Below are 17,360 nucleotides of genomic sequence, written 5' to 3'. Positions count from 1 at the left end.
AAGCACGACACCTTGACTCATTGTAATCCACATCATAGAGCATTGTCGAGAGAGCCGATCTTATCCAGGTCAATGGCAAATCACGATCGATACATCTCCTCTTCTCACTTTTATTATAGAAAAATATATTATTTCAATGCTATTCAATTCAAATTTATTTTTGCACTTATTATTTTCACTTTACAACTGATTTTTACCTGAACATACCACATAATTGAATTTTAGTTTCTCCTCTGTTATAATCGTCTTATTTAGATATCCAGAGAGGCAAATGTACAGTGACCCAAGAACATATTGTTATTATAGGCGCAGGTGTCATCGGACTTGCAACAGCCTATAATTTATTACAGCAAGGGATGACAAACGTCGTCATCCTCGAACAAGCCACCGTTGATCACGATCGAGGATCATCGCATGGTTCCTCAAGATTATTACGCTTCGAATACGGCAGCGATAGCCTCTACTCCGAAATGGTCCACTTGAGCCAGATACGTTGGAGAGATCTCGAGCGCCAAACAGGACAACATCTCTATACGCCGACAGGTATACTGACTCTCGGCCACGAGGATGATAATTTTGTCGAACCTGCGTACAATGTCTTACGTAATCTTGGTCAGTCGCCGGAAAGACTCACATACAGCGCCTGTGCAAAAAATTTTCCTCAATTTGATACACAAGAATACGACTTTATTTCCTACAATCAAAACGGCGGTATGATACACGCATCAACTTGTCTACAAACGTTACGCGACTGTATCATCGATATGGGGGGCATCGTACTGGAACATCATTGTGTACTCAATATCGACCATGAAGATATACACAGGCCTATTTGTCTACAGTTGGCAAACGGAGAGACAATGCTAGCGGATCGTGTTATCGTCGCCACTGGTCCCTGGGTACATCGCCTTTTAGGCAAGTTAAACTTACCAGTACGCCTCACCCATCAATATCTTCTCTATTTTGCGCACCTCCCCGAAGAGACATATGGTATCAATGCATTTCCTTCTTTTATGGCTGATGATCTCTATGGTTGCCCGATGTATCCCATGGGAAAGAATAGGCCAAGCTGGCTCAAAGCAGCTTCCCATAACTTTGGTGCGCCAGCTGATCCTGATGAACCACACACTATCGACGAGCGTCCAATCAATCAGGTGGTACAAAGGCTCTATAAGCTTATCCCGGCGCTCCAACATGCGGTATTGGCACATGTCGAGGCATTCATGTACGATGTGAGCCTGGATGAGGATTTTATTTTAGATTATTTACCAGATGATAAACGTATTATCCTGGGTACAGGTTTATCTGGTCACGCCTTTAAATTTGGTATTTTGCTGGGGGAGCTATTAAGTGATCTTTTATGGGAACAAGCACCTGTGGTATCGACACAGAGATTCCAGCTTTCACGCTTTAGCCAATGGAGTCCACTGCTCAGAGCGGAGCATTCTGTAGCCTGAAAAAGAAAAAGAGAGACACATAGGTTGATCTTTCAGCAGAAAGGCATGCTTGTCGCTGGCATTGATTTGTAATCGCTAAACCTGGCGAACACGTTTAATGGCCCAAACAATCGTATCCAAACGCTCATTATAAACCGAACTTTGACGATCAAAGCTATTAATGACAACGCGATTATATTGCACACCTTCGGCATGGATATATTCATGATTGTTAAGGGCCAGCGCAACATGTGTAATCCTTGTGCGCCCAAAGAAGATCAAATCGCCCTCCTGCATCTCTTGACGAGGGATCGTGTGAGACAAGCTATCGTGTTGCTGATCCGCATCACGTGGGAGAATAGTGCCACCCATGCGATACACCAGTTGTACTAAACTGCTGCAATCCATGCCTTGCCAACTTGTTCCGCCCCAAAGATAGGGTACATCAAGAAACTCCCTGGCATAGGCAGTCACGGTGGATATCTCCTGAAGAGGAAAGAGAGCATCATTATGGCGCAGGTCGACATATTCACGGGAGATCCATCCAGCACGCTCATCGGGAAGGGCCACACGAATACGGCGCGGATGCGACAAGTCGATATAGGGCATCACAGTCGAGAGATAAACATCGACAAGCTGCTCATCCCCATCCGCCTGTGTATAGACAGGGGCATGTGTTGCCGTCACCACCACCGAATAAGGCAAAGCGACTCCACAGGTACCTTCTCCACCATCACAGATGCCGCGTACAATAGGTAACTCAATCTTATCAGTCGCAATCCAGCCGCTATAATCCGACAGAGTCACATGCGTCCAGGTTCCAGAAGTCTCGCCAGCCAGCACAGGAGCATTCATTAAAGCCTGCGTCACGAGCTCAGATTCCGGATCAGGATCACGGTGTATATCCGCCACAGCTGTGGCAATCACAAAATCGGATGTAATGATATCCTCTAGAGTCAATGTACAACCCTCCCATTGATGAGAAACAAAAACGTCACGTACATTTTTCTTTCCCCTTATTATAACTCATCACGAAGTCCCACCAACAGGGATAGTCTCTTTTTCCAGCTACACGAACCTGTTATACTATACAAAATTTGCAAATGGAGACAGATATGGAAGCACCATCCAGGGCACAGGCATGGCTACAGGCCAATAAAGAGAATCCATCGGTAAAATTTCTGGTTGATTGGATCACAGAAGAGCTACACCGACCAATCGAGAGCGTTGAGAATATAGAGATTATTCCAAATAATCCAGATGAGCCAACTGAGATAGAGTTCGTGGTCGATTTTAACGATGGTACAACTGCCAGCCAACGCGTGCAGGTCCAGGACTGAGATGAAGTAACCGGGCAGCAGTAGGGAAGTGCTTCCCATAAGATATTGGTCGTGTTCTGGCAGGATAGCGCGATTTTAAATATCTACAATGATATACTATGCTCTTAGTTAGAGTGCCAGACAACACTTTATTTGAGATAATCATCAGATGCACCATTGATCATGCAATAAAAAGCATGCCATTGAGGCCATACAAATAATTTCATATTCTCGCTGATGAGCATATTCTGATCGTATGCTCTTTTTTTTGATGTAGTCATATATATACTGGAGGAATTATGCCAGAGGAACCAGCGACAACAATTGAAGATCGTCCTCCTTCATTATCAAGCGCTTCAAAAAAATCTCCTACCACGACTCATAATAGACGCTCGCTCGTTTCACTCCCCGTGCTGGCACTGATCGGTTTAACGATTGCAGCACTGATTCCACGCCTGATCCTGGCAATCCAACTTGATATCGTCACCGATGAAGTTGTCTATATATGGGGAGGCAAAGTCTATCTGCCATTAATTACGCATCTCAACTTCGGCTCGGAGCAATGGGCCAGTGCAAATTACGAGCATCCGCCACTGGTCAAAATCCTGATCGGCATCTTTATCGAACTGAATAATGTGCTTGGACATCCATTGGCCGAGTTGCTCGCAGGTCGCTTACCCAGTGTCATCATGGGAACGATCCTCGTGCTAGCAGTCTACTGGTTGGGGCGCAAACCATTTGGAGATACGATTGCCCTGATCGCAGCACTGGCGCTGGCCGTAAGTCCCTGGCTCGTCTATTTTAGCGCCATCGATTATCTGGATATGACCATGGCCTCATTTATCACCCTGGCCTATCTGGTCCTCTGGCACGCCACACGCCGTCCCTGGCTCTTCCCTGTCGTAGCCATCCTGGTCGGACTGGGAGCCGCCAGTAAATATCCAGCCGTCTTCGTTGTACCAGGCGTCGTCGTATATACCGCCTACTACTACTTCCTACTACGCCCCATGATGCCCGCAGAACAGCGTCCTGCCCTGCCCTGGCGTTGGTGGATAGCAACCGTCATCATCGCCCCAATCAGCTTTTTGATCGTCGATCCGGCTATCTGGGCAAATCCAATCGGACGCTTGCTGCATAGCTTTGCCTTTGAAGAAACTCATTCAACCAATGGACATCTGATCTATGTCGCTGGTGAAACGCTGACACACGTGCCAAAGTGGACAATTGTCTATATGGTGTTCACAAAAATGAGTGCCTTCCTGACCATACCTGCGGCATTCTTTGTCATCTTTGCTCTGATCGCACTGGTACGCTTCCATCTGCGCAAATCCAACCTTGATATCACTCGGGCCGCCAGCCATGCCTATCTGATCATCTGGTTTCTCAGCATCCTGGGCATGTTCAGCCTGCTCAACATCGCCGTCGGATCTCATTACTATCTGCCACTGACACCGGCTCTCTCCATCGCAGGAGTCTCCGGACTGGCCATCATCTTGAACTATCTTGCCGGCCTCATCTGGAAAAAACCTGTCAGCGCGGTCACAGATACCGACAATGTCAAAACCACATCCGAAGAGAGCAGCGATGCCAGCACAGAGAGCAGATCCGGAGACGACTCAGATACAACCGTTCAGGACACTCTCCCCAAAGACGTCACGAATAAGACCAGCAACAAGCACACAAACGCCGCTCCTATTGGACAGAGAGGCAAGAGGACAACGGAGCTACGCGTCCTGGTCCCAACACTACTGCTCGCCATCCTGGCAATTGTGCCCGGCCTGATCGGGATCACAACAGTCTATGGAGCCGAGGGATATACCAATGAGTTCTTTAATAATGATGAGAATTCACGACTCCAGGTAGCTTATCCCGCCTATCGCGAAGCGCTCCAGTGGATTGAGACACAGACGCCTGATCACGATGCAGTCGGCTTGATCGGTAGTAGCCTCAACGGCTATGGCTCAAATTCGAACTGGTTTTACTATAACTCGGATCTCACGAAACGCTTTGATCTCTATCAGATAGATCCAACCAATACCGCGCAAAAACCGGCCAATGCCGTCAATCTACAGCTACTCAGCAATCTGGCCGCAGCAGATTATCCTTATGTCGTCTGGCCTAAACACGTACTACAACGCGGCAACCAATGGCCCACACAGTACCATGTTGTCCATACAATCATGGGTGGCAATACGATCTACTGCTACATCCTGCAAAGAAATCCATAAATTTCTTTCGGGTGGAGAAAAGCATCTATTCACACGAAAAAGTAAAAGGACTCAGAATCGATTCTGAGTCCTTTTACTTTTTCCTTTTTGTGCGGTGAGGCGTGAAACCACCACGTTGCAATACGCAATGCATAAAAAGAGCAGCATTACGAGCAGCTAGCTGCTGCCGATAAGCTTTCTCCTTGTTCTTATCACCATCACCCCAATCGGAGATAGCAGTCCTCACATCTCTATTTTTAGTAAACAGCCTTTAGGAAGCCATCAAACTCCTAACCTCCTCACAAGAGGTTATAAAATCTGGAAATTTTTTATCCAGATCCTGCTCTCGCCAATAGGTAACCAATGACTGTGTGATAGCGGCAATTTCACTTTCCGCTAGTGGCAGCAATGAATCAATCATTGAGCGTAGGAATTTATAATACTTGATCGTATTATACGCGGCCATGAAACGGCAAGCTTCACCATAATACCGAAACGCGACTGAATATTCCCCTTTTTCAGCATAAAAATCGCCCAGTGCTGACCGTGAGAGACCCAACAAGTAATTATAATTGTACTTCTGGCAAATCTCTTCCAAGGAGAGAAGAGATGAATCTGCTTTCTCCAACTGTGCTTGTCTTTTATACACCTTCACAAGGCTAATTAACGCTTCTGATTGTTGATAGTAATCGAAACATTGTTGTGCTATTTCAACGGAACGTGTCAACACAGTCTCGGCTTCGGTTAAATTTTTCTGCTGGATATGTAGCTCACCCTGCTTATTCAAGCTATTTATTTGTGAGGTCATATCAATATTTCCGAGGGCGCTCGCATAGGCCTTTTGATGCCATTCTAGTGCCTCATCTTGCCCGCCACGAAAACTAGCTAACTGACCAAACCGATTATACATCGTAGCCAGACCTTTTTTACTGCCAATACGTGTAAAGATCTCTTGAGCATCGATGAAGGATTTTTCAGCCTGCACGAGATCATCCACATCCATATAAATAGTGCCGATAGCACTCAGGCTCCAGGCGACAAAAACCTCGCTAATCTTCCCCTGAGTAAACAGCTCATAACGAATGCGATGAGCTATTTTTGTGCGTCGCAGAGCCTCATCGATCTTGCCTTGCAGGCGATACGTATCACCCATATTTGTGAGAATACTGGCGTAAGGTACACGATTACCCAATCGTTTATGGATAACAATGCTTTCATCAAAGTAACGAAGTGCGGTATCCCACTGACCCTGACGCAGATAGGTGGCACCAAGCCAGTTCAGCATGGAGGCATAATCTGCATCATCATTATTTTTTTTTGCCAGATCTTTTACATACGTAAAAGATACTATTGCCTCGGGAATTTTGCTCAACTGGTAGTAGCAGACACCTTTTTCATAGACAATATCCGCACTCTGCTTCTCAAGCCATCTTGGATTGGCCTCTTGCTCTAATTGTTCATAGAGGACAAGTGCCTCATCGCCTTTCTCTTTTCTTTGCAGCAACTGTGCTTCATAGCGCTTCAACATATAGCGTTGTTCCGCCGATAATAAAAGGGAAAACTTGCTTGCTTCATCCAGCAGAGAACGCGCAAAAGCGTTAAGCCAGAAAAGATTGGCCTGATGAAAACTTTCCTCAAAAAATGCGTAGCCATCATCAACATTAAGAAATAATGTATGATAGAGCATTTCCACAATATAGGCCTGACGCAACTGCTCCGAAAGATCTTTCACCGCAAGTTTGTTCTCATAGTACTTGATCACATGCCCGCTAATCTCTTTACGCAAGCGTTTATCAGGATCAAGCATCTCCCAACAATATTTGTTAATCAATGGACGCATTTCATCATGCAGCACAAAATCTTCGCCATCAGTCCCCGAACGACGCACAAATGAAAGATTCAGCAATTGCTGCCAAAGTGCTCTAGTATCCATATCGCTCAGCATGGCATAACTGTGTGTTTGATCAAACAGCCAATATAATAGTTCAAAATTAAAGCGATGATAGACATGAGCCATATATAAAATAATCTGATCAAAAGGCCGATCAAACTCATTGATCTTCGCAACCAGACTCGCATTAAAATCCGTTTGTGATATGGTGACCAGTTCCTCAATAGTAATCAAACGGCGATTTAAGACATCAGTCACCAGGCCAACAAGAATCGGACGCCCCTCCGTACGTTGATACAATGCGCGTGTATATTGATGAATAACATCCAGATTAATCGACGAGATTTGATCGAAATACTGCACCATTTCAGCCTCATCAAACGGCGCAAGAGCCACCTCGAGAACCTCAGATTCACGATCGCGCCAATTTGGCTGCATCCAATCAAGTTGATTTCTCCCTGCCATCACCACCCCTATGTGCTCAAAATGATAATCATCTGGAAATGATTGTGAATAACGCAGAACGGCAATGCTAGGATTTTGCTCAATAAGTTCATAGGTATCAAATAGCAGGAGAAGATATGTGCGTTGTTCCTGCAGAATTTCACTCAATTCACTCAGATCAGCCAGCAATGCATCAGCCAAACGAGAGCGCACCTCTTCAACCTTCTCTAGCCCCGAGCGAATAGTATCCAAATAGGCAGGCACACGCTGTGCGTATCGTCTGGCCTGCCAACACGGATAAGCCGTTTCTAAAGCATGAACGACCCGATCTCCAATGATAGTACCACCACGATCTGCAAAATTAAAAAAATCGATACGCACAATGGCTAGATCTGGATATATTTGTCTGGCAAGGCTTTCACAACGTTGCAAGAGCCAGGTTTTGCCTACCCCGCCTTTCTTTTCGACCTCTCGTAAAGCATCATAAAAATACAAGATCCAGGGCTTTCCAGGATCGGAGGTAAGTAGCCACTCGCGAAAGATGGCTAGTTCTCTTTCTCGTCCAATAAAATATTGTGCGTTCTCTTGTTGATACTGCATAGCTATTGCTCCTCTGTGAGAATATCCTGGACGAGAGCCGAGAAGAGTGCAGAATAGTGGCCAAGAGCTATTTTGAAACGTTCGTCCTGAGCCAATTCTGCGAAGAGCTGAGGAGAGAAGTCTTGAGGGTTTTCGCCAATAAGATTATGAAGTAATTTGTTAAGATGAGAGCGATGATCGATTAGGAGTTGATCCTTGACTGTAAAATCAAAATATAAACGCAGATGATCAAGCCTCTCAGCATTTATCGCCTGACGGGCTAAGCTAAGGCTTATTTGCGCCTGGTGATGATAAAGCAAAGAGTAGACAAATAGAACCTGTTCATGGCCTAATTGGTCCTGTAGCTCTATATCTTGATCAAACTCTTCATAAAACTGTTTAAATAAGGCTAGAGGCCCGACCACAATGTTTTCAACAGTTTGTGCTAAGACAGTTGTCAGTTGTGTGCTATCTAGCGTAAAAGAGTTATGGTACAAATATTCACGTATATACCAGATATGGTCAGCACCACTGATGGATTCTGCAAAGCTTGCATTTAGCTTCGTCAAAAAACGATGAATATCGAGGTAGCGTTCTCCCTGCTCAATCTTCTTTTTTAAAAGATAAATGTGACGAATAGGAGCATCAACGGAGAATCCCCCTTTGAACATACTCCAACTGAGCACGCCTGTTTCTCGAATCATTTCTTGCGACAGATCTATATAGGCACGACTACTTTCAAGTTTGTATGGCTGCTCAAATTTTTCGATAAGTTCTTGCATAATTCCAAGATTAAAACGTCGTGGAATCGAAAGGAGCAACAACAACCGTTGATATTTCTCACGCATCGCCGGTTTGATGCGCAGAAGCACTTTTGCTTCTATAACTTGGTGGAAGATGCGTTCCATGAGCGGTCTCTGGTGCGCAACAATACGCGGGTCAAGTGAATGTTGAATAACAGCATTCGTCATTACCTCTAGTGCTAATGGATAACCTTGCGTCCAATTATAAATATAATCTCGGACCTCCGGTTCTAACACATTACCAACTTTATCAAGATACTCGTCACAGCTTTTTCGATCAAAAGGTTTGAGGATGACGGAAGTGAGTTTACGTGCTACCGCACGTTCCGATTCAAATGATAATATTTTTCTACTTGCTAAAACAACAAAAAGCTTATGCTCTTCGATTACACCACTGAGCGTATGAGCAATCCTCTCTACCAGTTCCTGATTAGAGGTCTCGATGGCATCAAGCAGCATCACAACAACGCCTTTACTTAACAAGTCCCTGGTTGCCAAAATCGATTGCCTCAGCAGATAGTGATCATCATTTTCATCAATAATGACATTATAGCGGCGAACCTGCTCAATGATGTCACGAGAAAACTCTTGAGCATCTTTATTGGCCTTAATAGAGATGCATTTCATCTGCTCATCATTGCATCGTTCCTCAATATAACTTAATATTGACGTTTTACCTATACCATCAATGCCATGAAAGCTGAGAATAGGTGCGCGCAATAAAATGTTCTTATCACCTTTCAAGGTCTGTAAAGAATCTGTTATAATCTTTCTTTCGTTTTCACGATTAATAAACACCGTCATTACTGCACCCCATGTATATGCACTACGACGCTAGCTGGAAGCATTATCTTCCCCCTTTTCAATGGAAAGCCGTCAATCATGTTTCTCTCGTTCTAGATTTGATAGCAGATGGATCATTTCATTGTGCGTGGAAATGATAGTTTGATGTATCTGGCCCATTTTCCTTTGCAACTGGTCAATCAGATTTTGTTGTTCTTTCATCTCACTGCGGAGAGCACGCATATCATGGAGGACTGTACTGGAAAATTCTTGTTGAGAGATAGCATCGGGAACAACTTGCATACACAAATTATTACAAAAAGCTTTATAGGTGGTACGGATATAATAAAGGTTCTCAAACGGTTGGCAGCGGGCCAAAAAAGCTTTTTTGGTATCTTCGTCTTCATTCACAAACCAGACAGTATCGAGTGAGGTAGGAAGTGCCAACGGAAGCATCTCATCCCAGACCTGATCCCAACCAACCACTAATACTTCCCGTATCCTCCATTTTTCGAGTAGTAACTTCATACAACGACTATATTCCTCGTTGTGTGCCTTCTCATTATTCAGCCAAGAAATAAATGACTGCTCATCGTTGTAAACGCGTATGAGTTTACAGACATTTAGGCGTGTATAATCAAGAATATCCTGGACAATGTGCTCTGGTTGCCACTGGCCAAAAGCAAAATCCGCGAAATCCTGATGAAGTTCTAAGCCATGCTTGATAAAAGAATTGTAGAGTAAATCATCCATATTTAACGAAAATATGCTATCAAAAATATGCTGACCTACAAGCACTGCCAGACTGGTATCTTCTGTCGAGCTCATTGAGGCTGTAATCGCGCTATTCAACAAAATGATAATATCCTCGACTAAACTCCTACTTCTTTCCTTTTTAAGGATGGAATAAAACTCACTGAATTGTCCTGTGGTCGAGAGTAAGGACAGATTTTGAGGACTCAGGCTATAATAAGTCATCTCCTCGTAAAACTTTGGACTACGGAATAGTGCGCCCGCCCTCGATCCAAGAATCAGAACAGTTTTAGATTTTTCGTGCTTCCGATTTTCGAGTTCCCTGGCTAAATTCTCAATTTCTATTCTTGTCTCTTGAGGCATGGCATCCTACAATTCCCATTACTTTACCCTTTATAAAACGAATACTCATTCAAAAAGTATAATACGTCTATATTGGCACTTGGCCCATACTACCATAAAAATCTTGATTGAGCCGTACAATCACAATCTACAAACCTATAATATTATGCTATATGGGATACTATAGTACATGCTAAGAGAGATTACAATATATCTTCTGCTAAAGCTAAAATTAAAAGGATCTCTATCCTTGCGGGGAACCTTCGATGAGCCACTGTTTCACCCAGAAAAACAGAAATCCACTTTATATATGTGCTCTTACTTAAGATAGCATTTCATGTATTCCTTCTAGCATAAAATTATCCAATGCTATTATGCCTTGCAATTCATCACCAAGTAAATATATTCATTGATCTATTGATATATTCGCTCTAAAGTATTATACTTATTTTGCTTGTAGTATCCTCAGCAGTGCAGAGAGGCGGTAGCCTTATGCCAAACGAGCTATACAAGATGTATAGCTTCAAACGAGTACGTCGTCTGCACAACCAGAGACATCTGAAGAGTCGGAGGAAAAAACGCTAGATGAATGCATTTATTAACCGAGAAGAAGAAAGGAAAATCATAGAAGACTCTATCCGTGCATTGAGTAATGGTAGAAGTAACACGTTACGTACACCTATCATTGATTTTCATGGGATTAGCGGTATAGGGAAAACCTCGATTGTAAGGCACATAGGCCGTATGTGCGAGATGTATAATATGCGTTATATACGTATCAGCGCTCCCAAAAATGCAGAGGATTTTTCGCGTGATATCATCCGACAAGCGAAAGATGATCAAAACTCTTCCGACAGCTATCCTGATGAACTCCTACTTGAGCATTCGATTGAGGAACTTCGAGAGTTACTCAGAAACGATGCTGTTGTGATGTTGCTTGATGCCATCGACACCGCAAATCACCAGTTAGTAGAGAGAATCGCCACGACACTACGAGCCATGATCAACGAAAACAAGCTTTTTGTGGTCCTGACGAGCAGAAAAGTATTGTCCTTTGAATCCGAGCGTATGGTCGCACGGAACCTCACCCTTGTACCACTCAAACCTTTTGATCAAAAGAGCTGCGACGACTATCTTGATAGAGTGGGCATACCAGCGGAGATAGAAATACGCAACTACATTTATAGTTGGACACAAGGCTATCCACTAGCCATTGAGGTCATGACTAAAGCGATTATCCAGCAGGCACTTGATCCACGCATTACAGCCAACCAGCAGCCATTAATAAATCTGATTTTTCACCACGTCGTCGAAGAAAAAGTGCTGGCCCCCATCAACCCATTAAGACGTAACAAGTATCATCCCATGCTCCTACTACTCTCGATTCCACGACGCTTCAATTTAGTCATTATGCAGGAACTAATAGAAAATTTTGAGTTCACACAAAAGTATGAAAATAGCCTCTCCTACATAAATTTGTCGAAAGAGATGATTCGTGAAACGGGAATTATGAGCTGGAACAGGCTCAAAGGAGGCTTCTCTGTCGAGACGCCCATCCGCCATATCTATCTGCTCAAAAACAAGATTGAGCGCAAAGAGCTCTACCTGGAAATCCACCGTTTTCTCACCAGACTCAATAAAGAAATTGCTGACGAGATGTCTGGCACTGATTACATCTGGTACATCCGTGAATATCTGTATCACAGTTCTTTTTGTGTCGACTCTGAGCAGATGAAACAGATTTTACAGCAATCGATGCAGCAGATTTTACAGGGGCCTCCTATTTTAGTCGACCAGTTCTATGAAGAGCTTGAATTGGACAAAGAACTTCAAGAGCAGTTAGGACAAGAGCAAGTAATATTCATCTATTCTTTGCTCTACCGACATCAGTCACAAATGAAGCTTCAAATGGCTCGCCAAACATTCGAAGCTGAACGGCTTGACCATTTATCCAACTTCTTATATCTTGCGATGCGCAATCCATATATAGATGATCATCACTCTGAGATGAAGCGCATTCTTCAAGAGCTTATGGCAGAAGCCCCCCCTATCTTTTCACAATTAGAATTTGCCACTCTGGCCCACGAAGAGCGCTTCAGAAAAACTTTGGACCAATATTTGACCGTCTTTACTACTTCGCTACAGGAGATTTCAGTGGAAGGATAGGTAGATAACCATGCAAAGTCATCTGGAAATCACACAGCATTTCATTGGACGCGAAAAGGAACTGGCCATCTTTCGCAGTTGGTTGCTCAATCCCGATCCTGAAGCGCCCTGGATCTTGTATTTCTATGATGCCTTAGAGCAAGCCGACAAAAAAGGAGGCGTAGGTAAAACCTGGCTCTTGCAACGCTGTGAGACACTGGCCAAACAGATCTATCCAGATCTGGCCATTGTGCGTATCGACTTCTTCAATGTAGCCGACCGCGATGGAGTTATCATTGCGGACCATCTCGTCCAGGCATTAAGAGCTATCTATCCAACCTGGAAACCCAAACAATATACACGCACCATGTCAACCTATCTCGCCTCGATTCGCTCAGGAAAAGAGCATCTGGGGGTTGTGCGCAGCCAGCTAGCAGATGCACTCCTGGCAGATCTCAGCTACTTAGAAGAGCGATTACAAGAAGACCGTATCTATTTACTACTCTTGTTCGACACTTATGAATTAATCGAGCAAAATCCCATTGCAGCGGTTTTACGCTATTCACAGTCGTTTCCAGATATCTATAACTTTGAACGTATCGGGATCGTGATTGCAGGAAGAAATCGACTAGATTGGACACAGCCAAACTGGCGTGATCGTGAATCTGAAGTATGCGAAGTAGCTCTCGCCCCCTTTGACGAGGAAGAAGTGCTTCAATATTCAGATCTTCACTCGAGTATCGATCAAACACTCATGCGCGAACATGCCCATGCATTATATGAGCGAACAGAGGGGCGGCCAATACTGGTTGGCCTGGTTACTGATACCCTCAATCGTCGCGTCGTTTCATTACCCGAACTGGTCTCAATCTCACGTCAGAACTTTGAATCAAGCCTGGTTGCCAAAATCAATGATTTCGAGCGTCCCTTTGATACAATTCTACTTCAGATGGCTCATGCTTATCACCGCTTTAATTTCGAGTTAGTCAACTGGTTACTCCAACACACCCATACGCAGGAGACGCTCGAGACCATGAGCGATGAAGCTCTCATGCAACAACTATTAGATCTCTCATTTGTACGACGTCCAAGCACCGGAAACGACTTTGTGCTACATGATGAGATGAGACCGTTAATTACGAAATATTGTTGGGAAAAACTTGATCCAGACAAAAGATCACGTAAAGAGATTAGCAGGCATGTGATTGCTTACTATCAAGAGAAACTTTCTCATACAGAACTAGAGCCTTTACGCCAGGCATACACTGTCGAAATGCTCTATCATAAATTGTTCCTGGACATTAATACTGGCTACAAGTTTTTCGAAGAGAATTTCGCTCAGGCGATCCTTTTATGGCTGAGAGCATTTGCACGTTCTCTATTACAAGAGACAAAAAAGTTTTCATCCACACTGTCAACAGGGCAACAATATATGCTCAAGCGTTATGAAGCTCAACTTCTCCAAAAGGAGGAAAAGGGAGAGGAGGCGCTTGTCCTCTATGAACAATTAGAGCAGGAGGCCAATCCTGAATGGATCGAGCAAGCGGGCGCAGATATCACCTATGAAAAAGGTGTCTGCTATTTTCAACTGCGTAAATTTCCAGAGGCGATCGCATCATTTACCCAGGTAAAAGATGGAGCACAAAAACAGAAGAACGATGCCGATTATGCATCCATGCTCAACTGGCTTGGTGCGACCTATCTACGCCAAGGACAATGGAATACGGCTCTGCAGTATTTTGACGAAAGTATCGTCATCCACAAACGACTGGGGAATCGCGTTCCCTACACCAGTATCCTCACAAATATCGGAGATACCTACCGACTGCAAGGCAAGATCGATGAAGCGCTACGACGCACAAAGATTGCCAGCCGTATTCGTAATGATCTGTTCAAACAAGGAGAGATTAGTGAAGTCTTCGTCGGTTGGAGCCAGAATGCGATTGGTATCATCTATATGGACATCGATGATCTGTTAGCAGCTGAGAAATTTTTTCAAGAAGCGTTAGAAATATTCACACGTATTGGTAGTAAAAAGGGCCAGGCAGTAATATATAATCATTTCGGCCAGCTGGATGTTCTCAGAGGCAACACAGATGAAGCGTTTGAATGGTATCAAAAAGCCTATACCAACTCGCTTGGAAACATTGATGTAGATTCCCAGATCAAAAGCTTAAATCTTCAGGGAAAACTTTTTATCCAGACCAATCAGTTCGAGCAAGCAGAGACGATATTGGCGCGCTCGGTTGAAATTGCAGAGATTTTTCACGACTACTATCAACAGGTGGAAGCGTTAATAGATCTGATCAAGATTTATAAGCGTGAAGATAAGCAAGAAAAATTCGAAGCCGCTTTAGAAACCTCAGAAGAAATATGTCAGAGATACAACTACAATTATTTGCTTGGTTTGTCCAGGGCGGCACTGGGAGATTTTCATGCCGAGAGAGCTGAATATCATGATGCCTTTCGCTATTATGGAGAGGCATGCCGATTTATGGCTTCCTACAACTCCATCAAATACAATAAGTTTTTACGCATCATGATTGACACACTTCTCAAGTTATCGGGGACAGAAATCGTAGGTATTACCCAATCACTGATTGCTTATTGGAAGGCACAAAATATGGACGAAAAATTCCCGGGCTTTATTATTTCATGTGAAGAGGTAGATAATCTTATGGAAGAGTAAAATAATTTAAATCTCCTAATAGTCGATATATACGAATATACATATGTATCATTTTGTACAGCAATTAAAATATAGCCATATAGACCATTCCATGACATGAGTATAGCTCAAGTTATTAAGCAAATCATATATACGTCAATGTATATATGTACTAACAGAAGCTTTTTGTATCTACTTGCACCCCAGGAGAGCATTTTGCCCATGTGAGTATCAATATAAAATATAAGGATATTTTCGGGATGAAAATTTGGATTGATTCGGGGCAAACAGATAGGCCTGATCTCCATCAGGAACGACAAAACGACTACAGTAAGGATTGTCCTAGTGGCCCTCACCGCACAGCTGTTCTTCAACAAATAGAGCAGACCTACACAGAGCAAGTACGAGCGTCTTTATATATAGACGCACTCCAGTATGCTCAACCATTATACATTCAGCCCTATCTGGACACATATACACAGGTATGTTGTCCAACAGGCTCAGGAATCGTAGTGTTACTTGATACGGAAGCATTAGCATTACTACAATGCTTTCAGCATCCAGTAATGCTAAAAGAAATTATTTATCGTCTCGATCACCTGTCAACCACACAGATCGAGACAGCCGTCCATTATTTCTACTCTGCTGGCCTGTTACGCAAGCAACATGATCCCATCTACACGCAGCCGCCCTCCGAATTCGAGGAGCTGGCCGCCTGGATACATGTAACCAACGCCTGCAATCTCAATTGCTCTTATTGCTATATCGCAAAATCTGCTGAACACATGCACGAAGATACAGGCCGACAAGCCATCGATGCCATTTTTCGCTCGGCCGTCAAGCATCATTTTAAATCTGTCCGCTTGCAATACGCTGGTGGAGAAGCAAGCTTGCAAGCTGATCATGTGATTGCCTTACACGATTATGCATCGACATTGGCTCGCACGCACAATCTGGACTTATCGGCCTATATTATGAGTAATGGTGTTTATATATCCACAAAAATAATTGAGCAACTCAAGAGTCGCGGGATTGGAATCATGATCTCTTTAGATGGGGTGGGAGATGAACATGATCAACAGCGTCCCTTTGTCAACGGCCGAGGATCGTTTGCCCGTATAGATCGCACAATTACACGTTTACTGGAGCATAATCTTCACCCCTTCATCTCTGTTACCGTCTCATCGCGCAATATCACTGGCATACCAACCTTATTAGCATATATTCTTAAACGCGAACTCCAATTCTCACTCAACTATTATCGCGAAAACGATCTTTCGACCCATCTTGTAGATATGCAATTAGATGAGGAGCGAATGATTGCAGGCATGCGCCACGCCTTCACCACCATCAAAGAGCATGTACCCGGTTATAGCCTGCTAAACTCTCTGATTGATAAAGCCAATCTCAAAGCCACCCATAGCCATACCTGTGGTGTCGGACGAAACTATATGGTCATCAATCAACGTGGCGAAGTAGCAAAATGTCAGGTTGAGATGAAGCACACCGTCACGACCATCGCGGCCGACGATCCATTGCAATTTATTCGAGCTGATCGAGATGGCGTACAAGGTCTGACAGTCGATGAGAAAGAAGGTTGCCGTACCTGTACATGGCGCAATTGGTGCACAGGAGGTTGCCCTGCCCTCACCTATCGTATGACTGGTCGCTACGACATCCAATCGCCCAACTGCCACATTTACCAGGCGCTTTTTCCCGATGTCCTACAACTCGAAGCATTACGCTTGTTGACCTATACCAAACCTGTCACAATCTAACCAAACTCGACCTATACTTTCTGATTGCTATTGCAAAATCCTTTCATAATATGACATGATATTATTATACACGATGAAAGTACAGTAGCAGAAAGATTGCGAATAGTGCTGATGATTAAGGAATGTATTTTATAGAGAAACAAGTAGAAGTGAAAGTCAACGTGTTCCTTGCTTCCTAATCTTTCAGATTGCAACTGTACAGGTTTTTCAAC

General features: G+C 43.8%; 10 protein-coding genes. 6 read left to right on the top strand and 4 right to left on the bottom strand.

The features are described from left to right. Positions 1 to 278: 278 nt before the first annotated feature. The gene (locus tag AC27N8_RS28150; protein ID WP_487071688.1) at positions 279 to 1,457 is read left to right on the top strand and encodes an FAD-dependent oxidoreductase; all 1,179 of its coding nucleotides are present in this window, start codon (positions 279 to 281) and stop codon (positions 1,455 to 1,457) included. Between the two features lie 75 nt (positions 1,458 to 1,532). Here AC27N8_RS28150 and AC27N8_RS28145 read toward each other — a convergent pair whose 3' ends face one another. Beyond that, positions 1,533 to 2,396, bottom strand: coding sequence for a C40 family peptidase (locus tag AC27N8_RS28145; protein ID WP_487071686.1), 864 nt, complete (start codon positions 2,394 to 2,396; stop codon positions 1,533 to 1,535). Between the two features lie 155 nt (positions 2,397 to 2,551). Here AC27N8_RS28145 and AC27N8_RS28140 point away from each other — a divergent pair, with 155 nt between their 5' ends. Then, on the top strand, positions 2,552 to 2,776 hold the full coding sequence (locus AC27N8_RS28140; protein ID WP_487071684.1) for a hypothetical protein: 225 nt from the start codon (positions 2,552 to 2,554) through the stop codon (positions 2,774 to 2,776). Positions 2,777 to 3,054: 278 nt separating this feature from the next. Then, positions 3,055 to 4,983 (top strand): ArnT family glycosyltransferase, encoded by a 1,929-nt coding sequence (locus AC27N8_RS28135; protein WP_487071682.1) that lies wholly within the window; start codon positions 3,055 to 3,057, stop codon positions 4,981 to 4,983. A 250-nt stretch (positions 4,984 to 5,233) separates the two neighbouring features. On the opposite strand, the gene AC27N8_RS28130 is transcribed toward AC27N8_RS28135, so the two are convergent. The 3 genes from AC27N8_RS28130 to AC27N8_RS28120 form a co-directional block, all read right to left on the bottom strand. Further along, positions 5,234 to 7,897 (bottom strand): tetratricopeptide repeat protein, encoded by a 2,664-nt coding sequence (locus tag AC27N8_RS28130; protein WP_487071680.1) that lies wholly within the window; start codon positions 7,895 to 7,897, stop codon positions 5,234 to 5,236. A 2-nt stretch (positions 7,898 to 7,899) separates the two neighbouring features. Further along, positions 7,900 to 9,483: a hypothetical protein gene (locus AC27N8_RS28125; RefSeq protein ID WP_487071678.1), complete on the bottom strand. Its 1,584-nt coding sequence runs from the start codon at positions 9,481 to 9,483 to the stop codon at positions 7,900 to 7,902. 72 nt (positions 9,484 to 9,555) lie between these two features. Beyond that, positions 9,556 to 10,578: a hypothetical protein gene (locus AC27N8_RS28120; RefSeq protein ID WP_487071676.1), complete on the bottom strand. Its 1,023-nt coding sequence runs from the start codon at positions 10,576 to 10,578 to the stop codon at positions 9,556 to 9,558. A 564-nt stretch (positions 10,579 to 11,142) separates the two neighbouring features. On the opposite strand from AC27N8_RS28120, the gene AC27N8_RS28115 reads away from it, so the two are divergent. From AC27N8_RS28115 to AC27N8_RS28105, 3 genes are all read left to right on the top strand, one after another. Further along, positions 11,143 to 12,723, top strand: a complete 1,581-nt coding sequence (locus tag AC27N8_RS28115) for an NB-ARC domain-containing protein (protein ID WP_487071674.1) — start codon at positions 11,143 to 11,145, stop codon at positions 12,721 to 12,723. Between the two features lie 10 nt (positions 12,724 to 12,733). After that, a complete protein-coding gene (locus AC27N8_RS28110; RefSeq protein ID WP_487071672.1) occupies positions 12,734 to 15,391 on the top strand; it encodes a tetratricopeptide repeat protein in 2,658 nt (885 codons plus the stop codon). Between the two features lie 239 nt (positions 15,392 to 15,630). Then, positions 15,631 to 17,148: a radical SAM protein gene (locus AC27N8_RS28105; protein WP_487071670.1), complete on the top strand. Its 1,518-nt coding sequence runs from the start codon at positions 15,631 to 15,633 to the stop codon at positions 17,146 to 17,148. The last annotated feature ends 212 nt before the right edge of the window (positions 17,149 to 17,360 follow it).

It is taken from the genome of Dictyobacter sp. Z7_2, assembly GCF_057551105.1.
This window is presented reverse-complemented; position numbering and strand designations above follow the sequence as displayed.

Excerpts from the sequence above, each read along its gene's own strand:
- AC27N8_RS28140 (WP_487071684.1), top strand. The coding sequence starts at position 2,552 with ATGGAAGCACCATCCAGGGCACAGGCATGGCTACAGGCCAATAAAGAG.
- AC27N8_RS28115 (WP_487071674.1), top strand. The coding sequence starts at position 11,143 with ATGAATGCATTTATTAACCGAGAAGAAGAAAGGAAAATCATAGAAGAC.
- AC27N8_RS28105 (WP_487071670.1), top strand. The coding sequence starts at position 15,631 with ATGAAAATTTGGATTGATTCGGGGCAAACAGATAGGCCTGATCTCCAT.
- AC27N8_RS28125 (WP_487071678.1), bottom strand. The coding sequence starts at position 9,483 with ATGACGGTGTTTATTAATCGTGAAAACGAAAGAAAGATTATAACAGAT.
- AC27N8_RS28135 (WP_487071682.1), top strand. The coding sequence starts at position 3,055 with ATGCCAGAGGAACCAGCGACAACAATTGAAGATCGTCCTCCTTCATTA.
- AC27N8_RS28110 (WP_487071672.1), top strand. The coding sequence starts at position 12,734 with ATGCAAAGTCATCTGGAAATCACACAGCATTTCATTGGACGCGAAAAG.
- AC27N8_RS28120 (WP_487071676.1), bottom strand. The coding sequence starts at position 10,578 with ATGCCTCAAGAGACAAGAATAGAAATTGAGAATTTAGCCAGGGAACTC.
- AC27N8_RS28130 (WP_487071680.1), bottom strand. The coding sequence starts at position 7,897 with ATGCAGTATCAACAAGAGAACGCACAATATTTTATTGGACGAGAAAGA.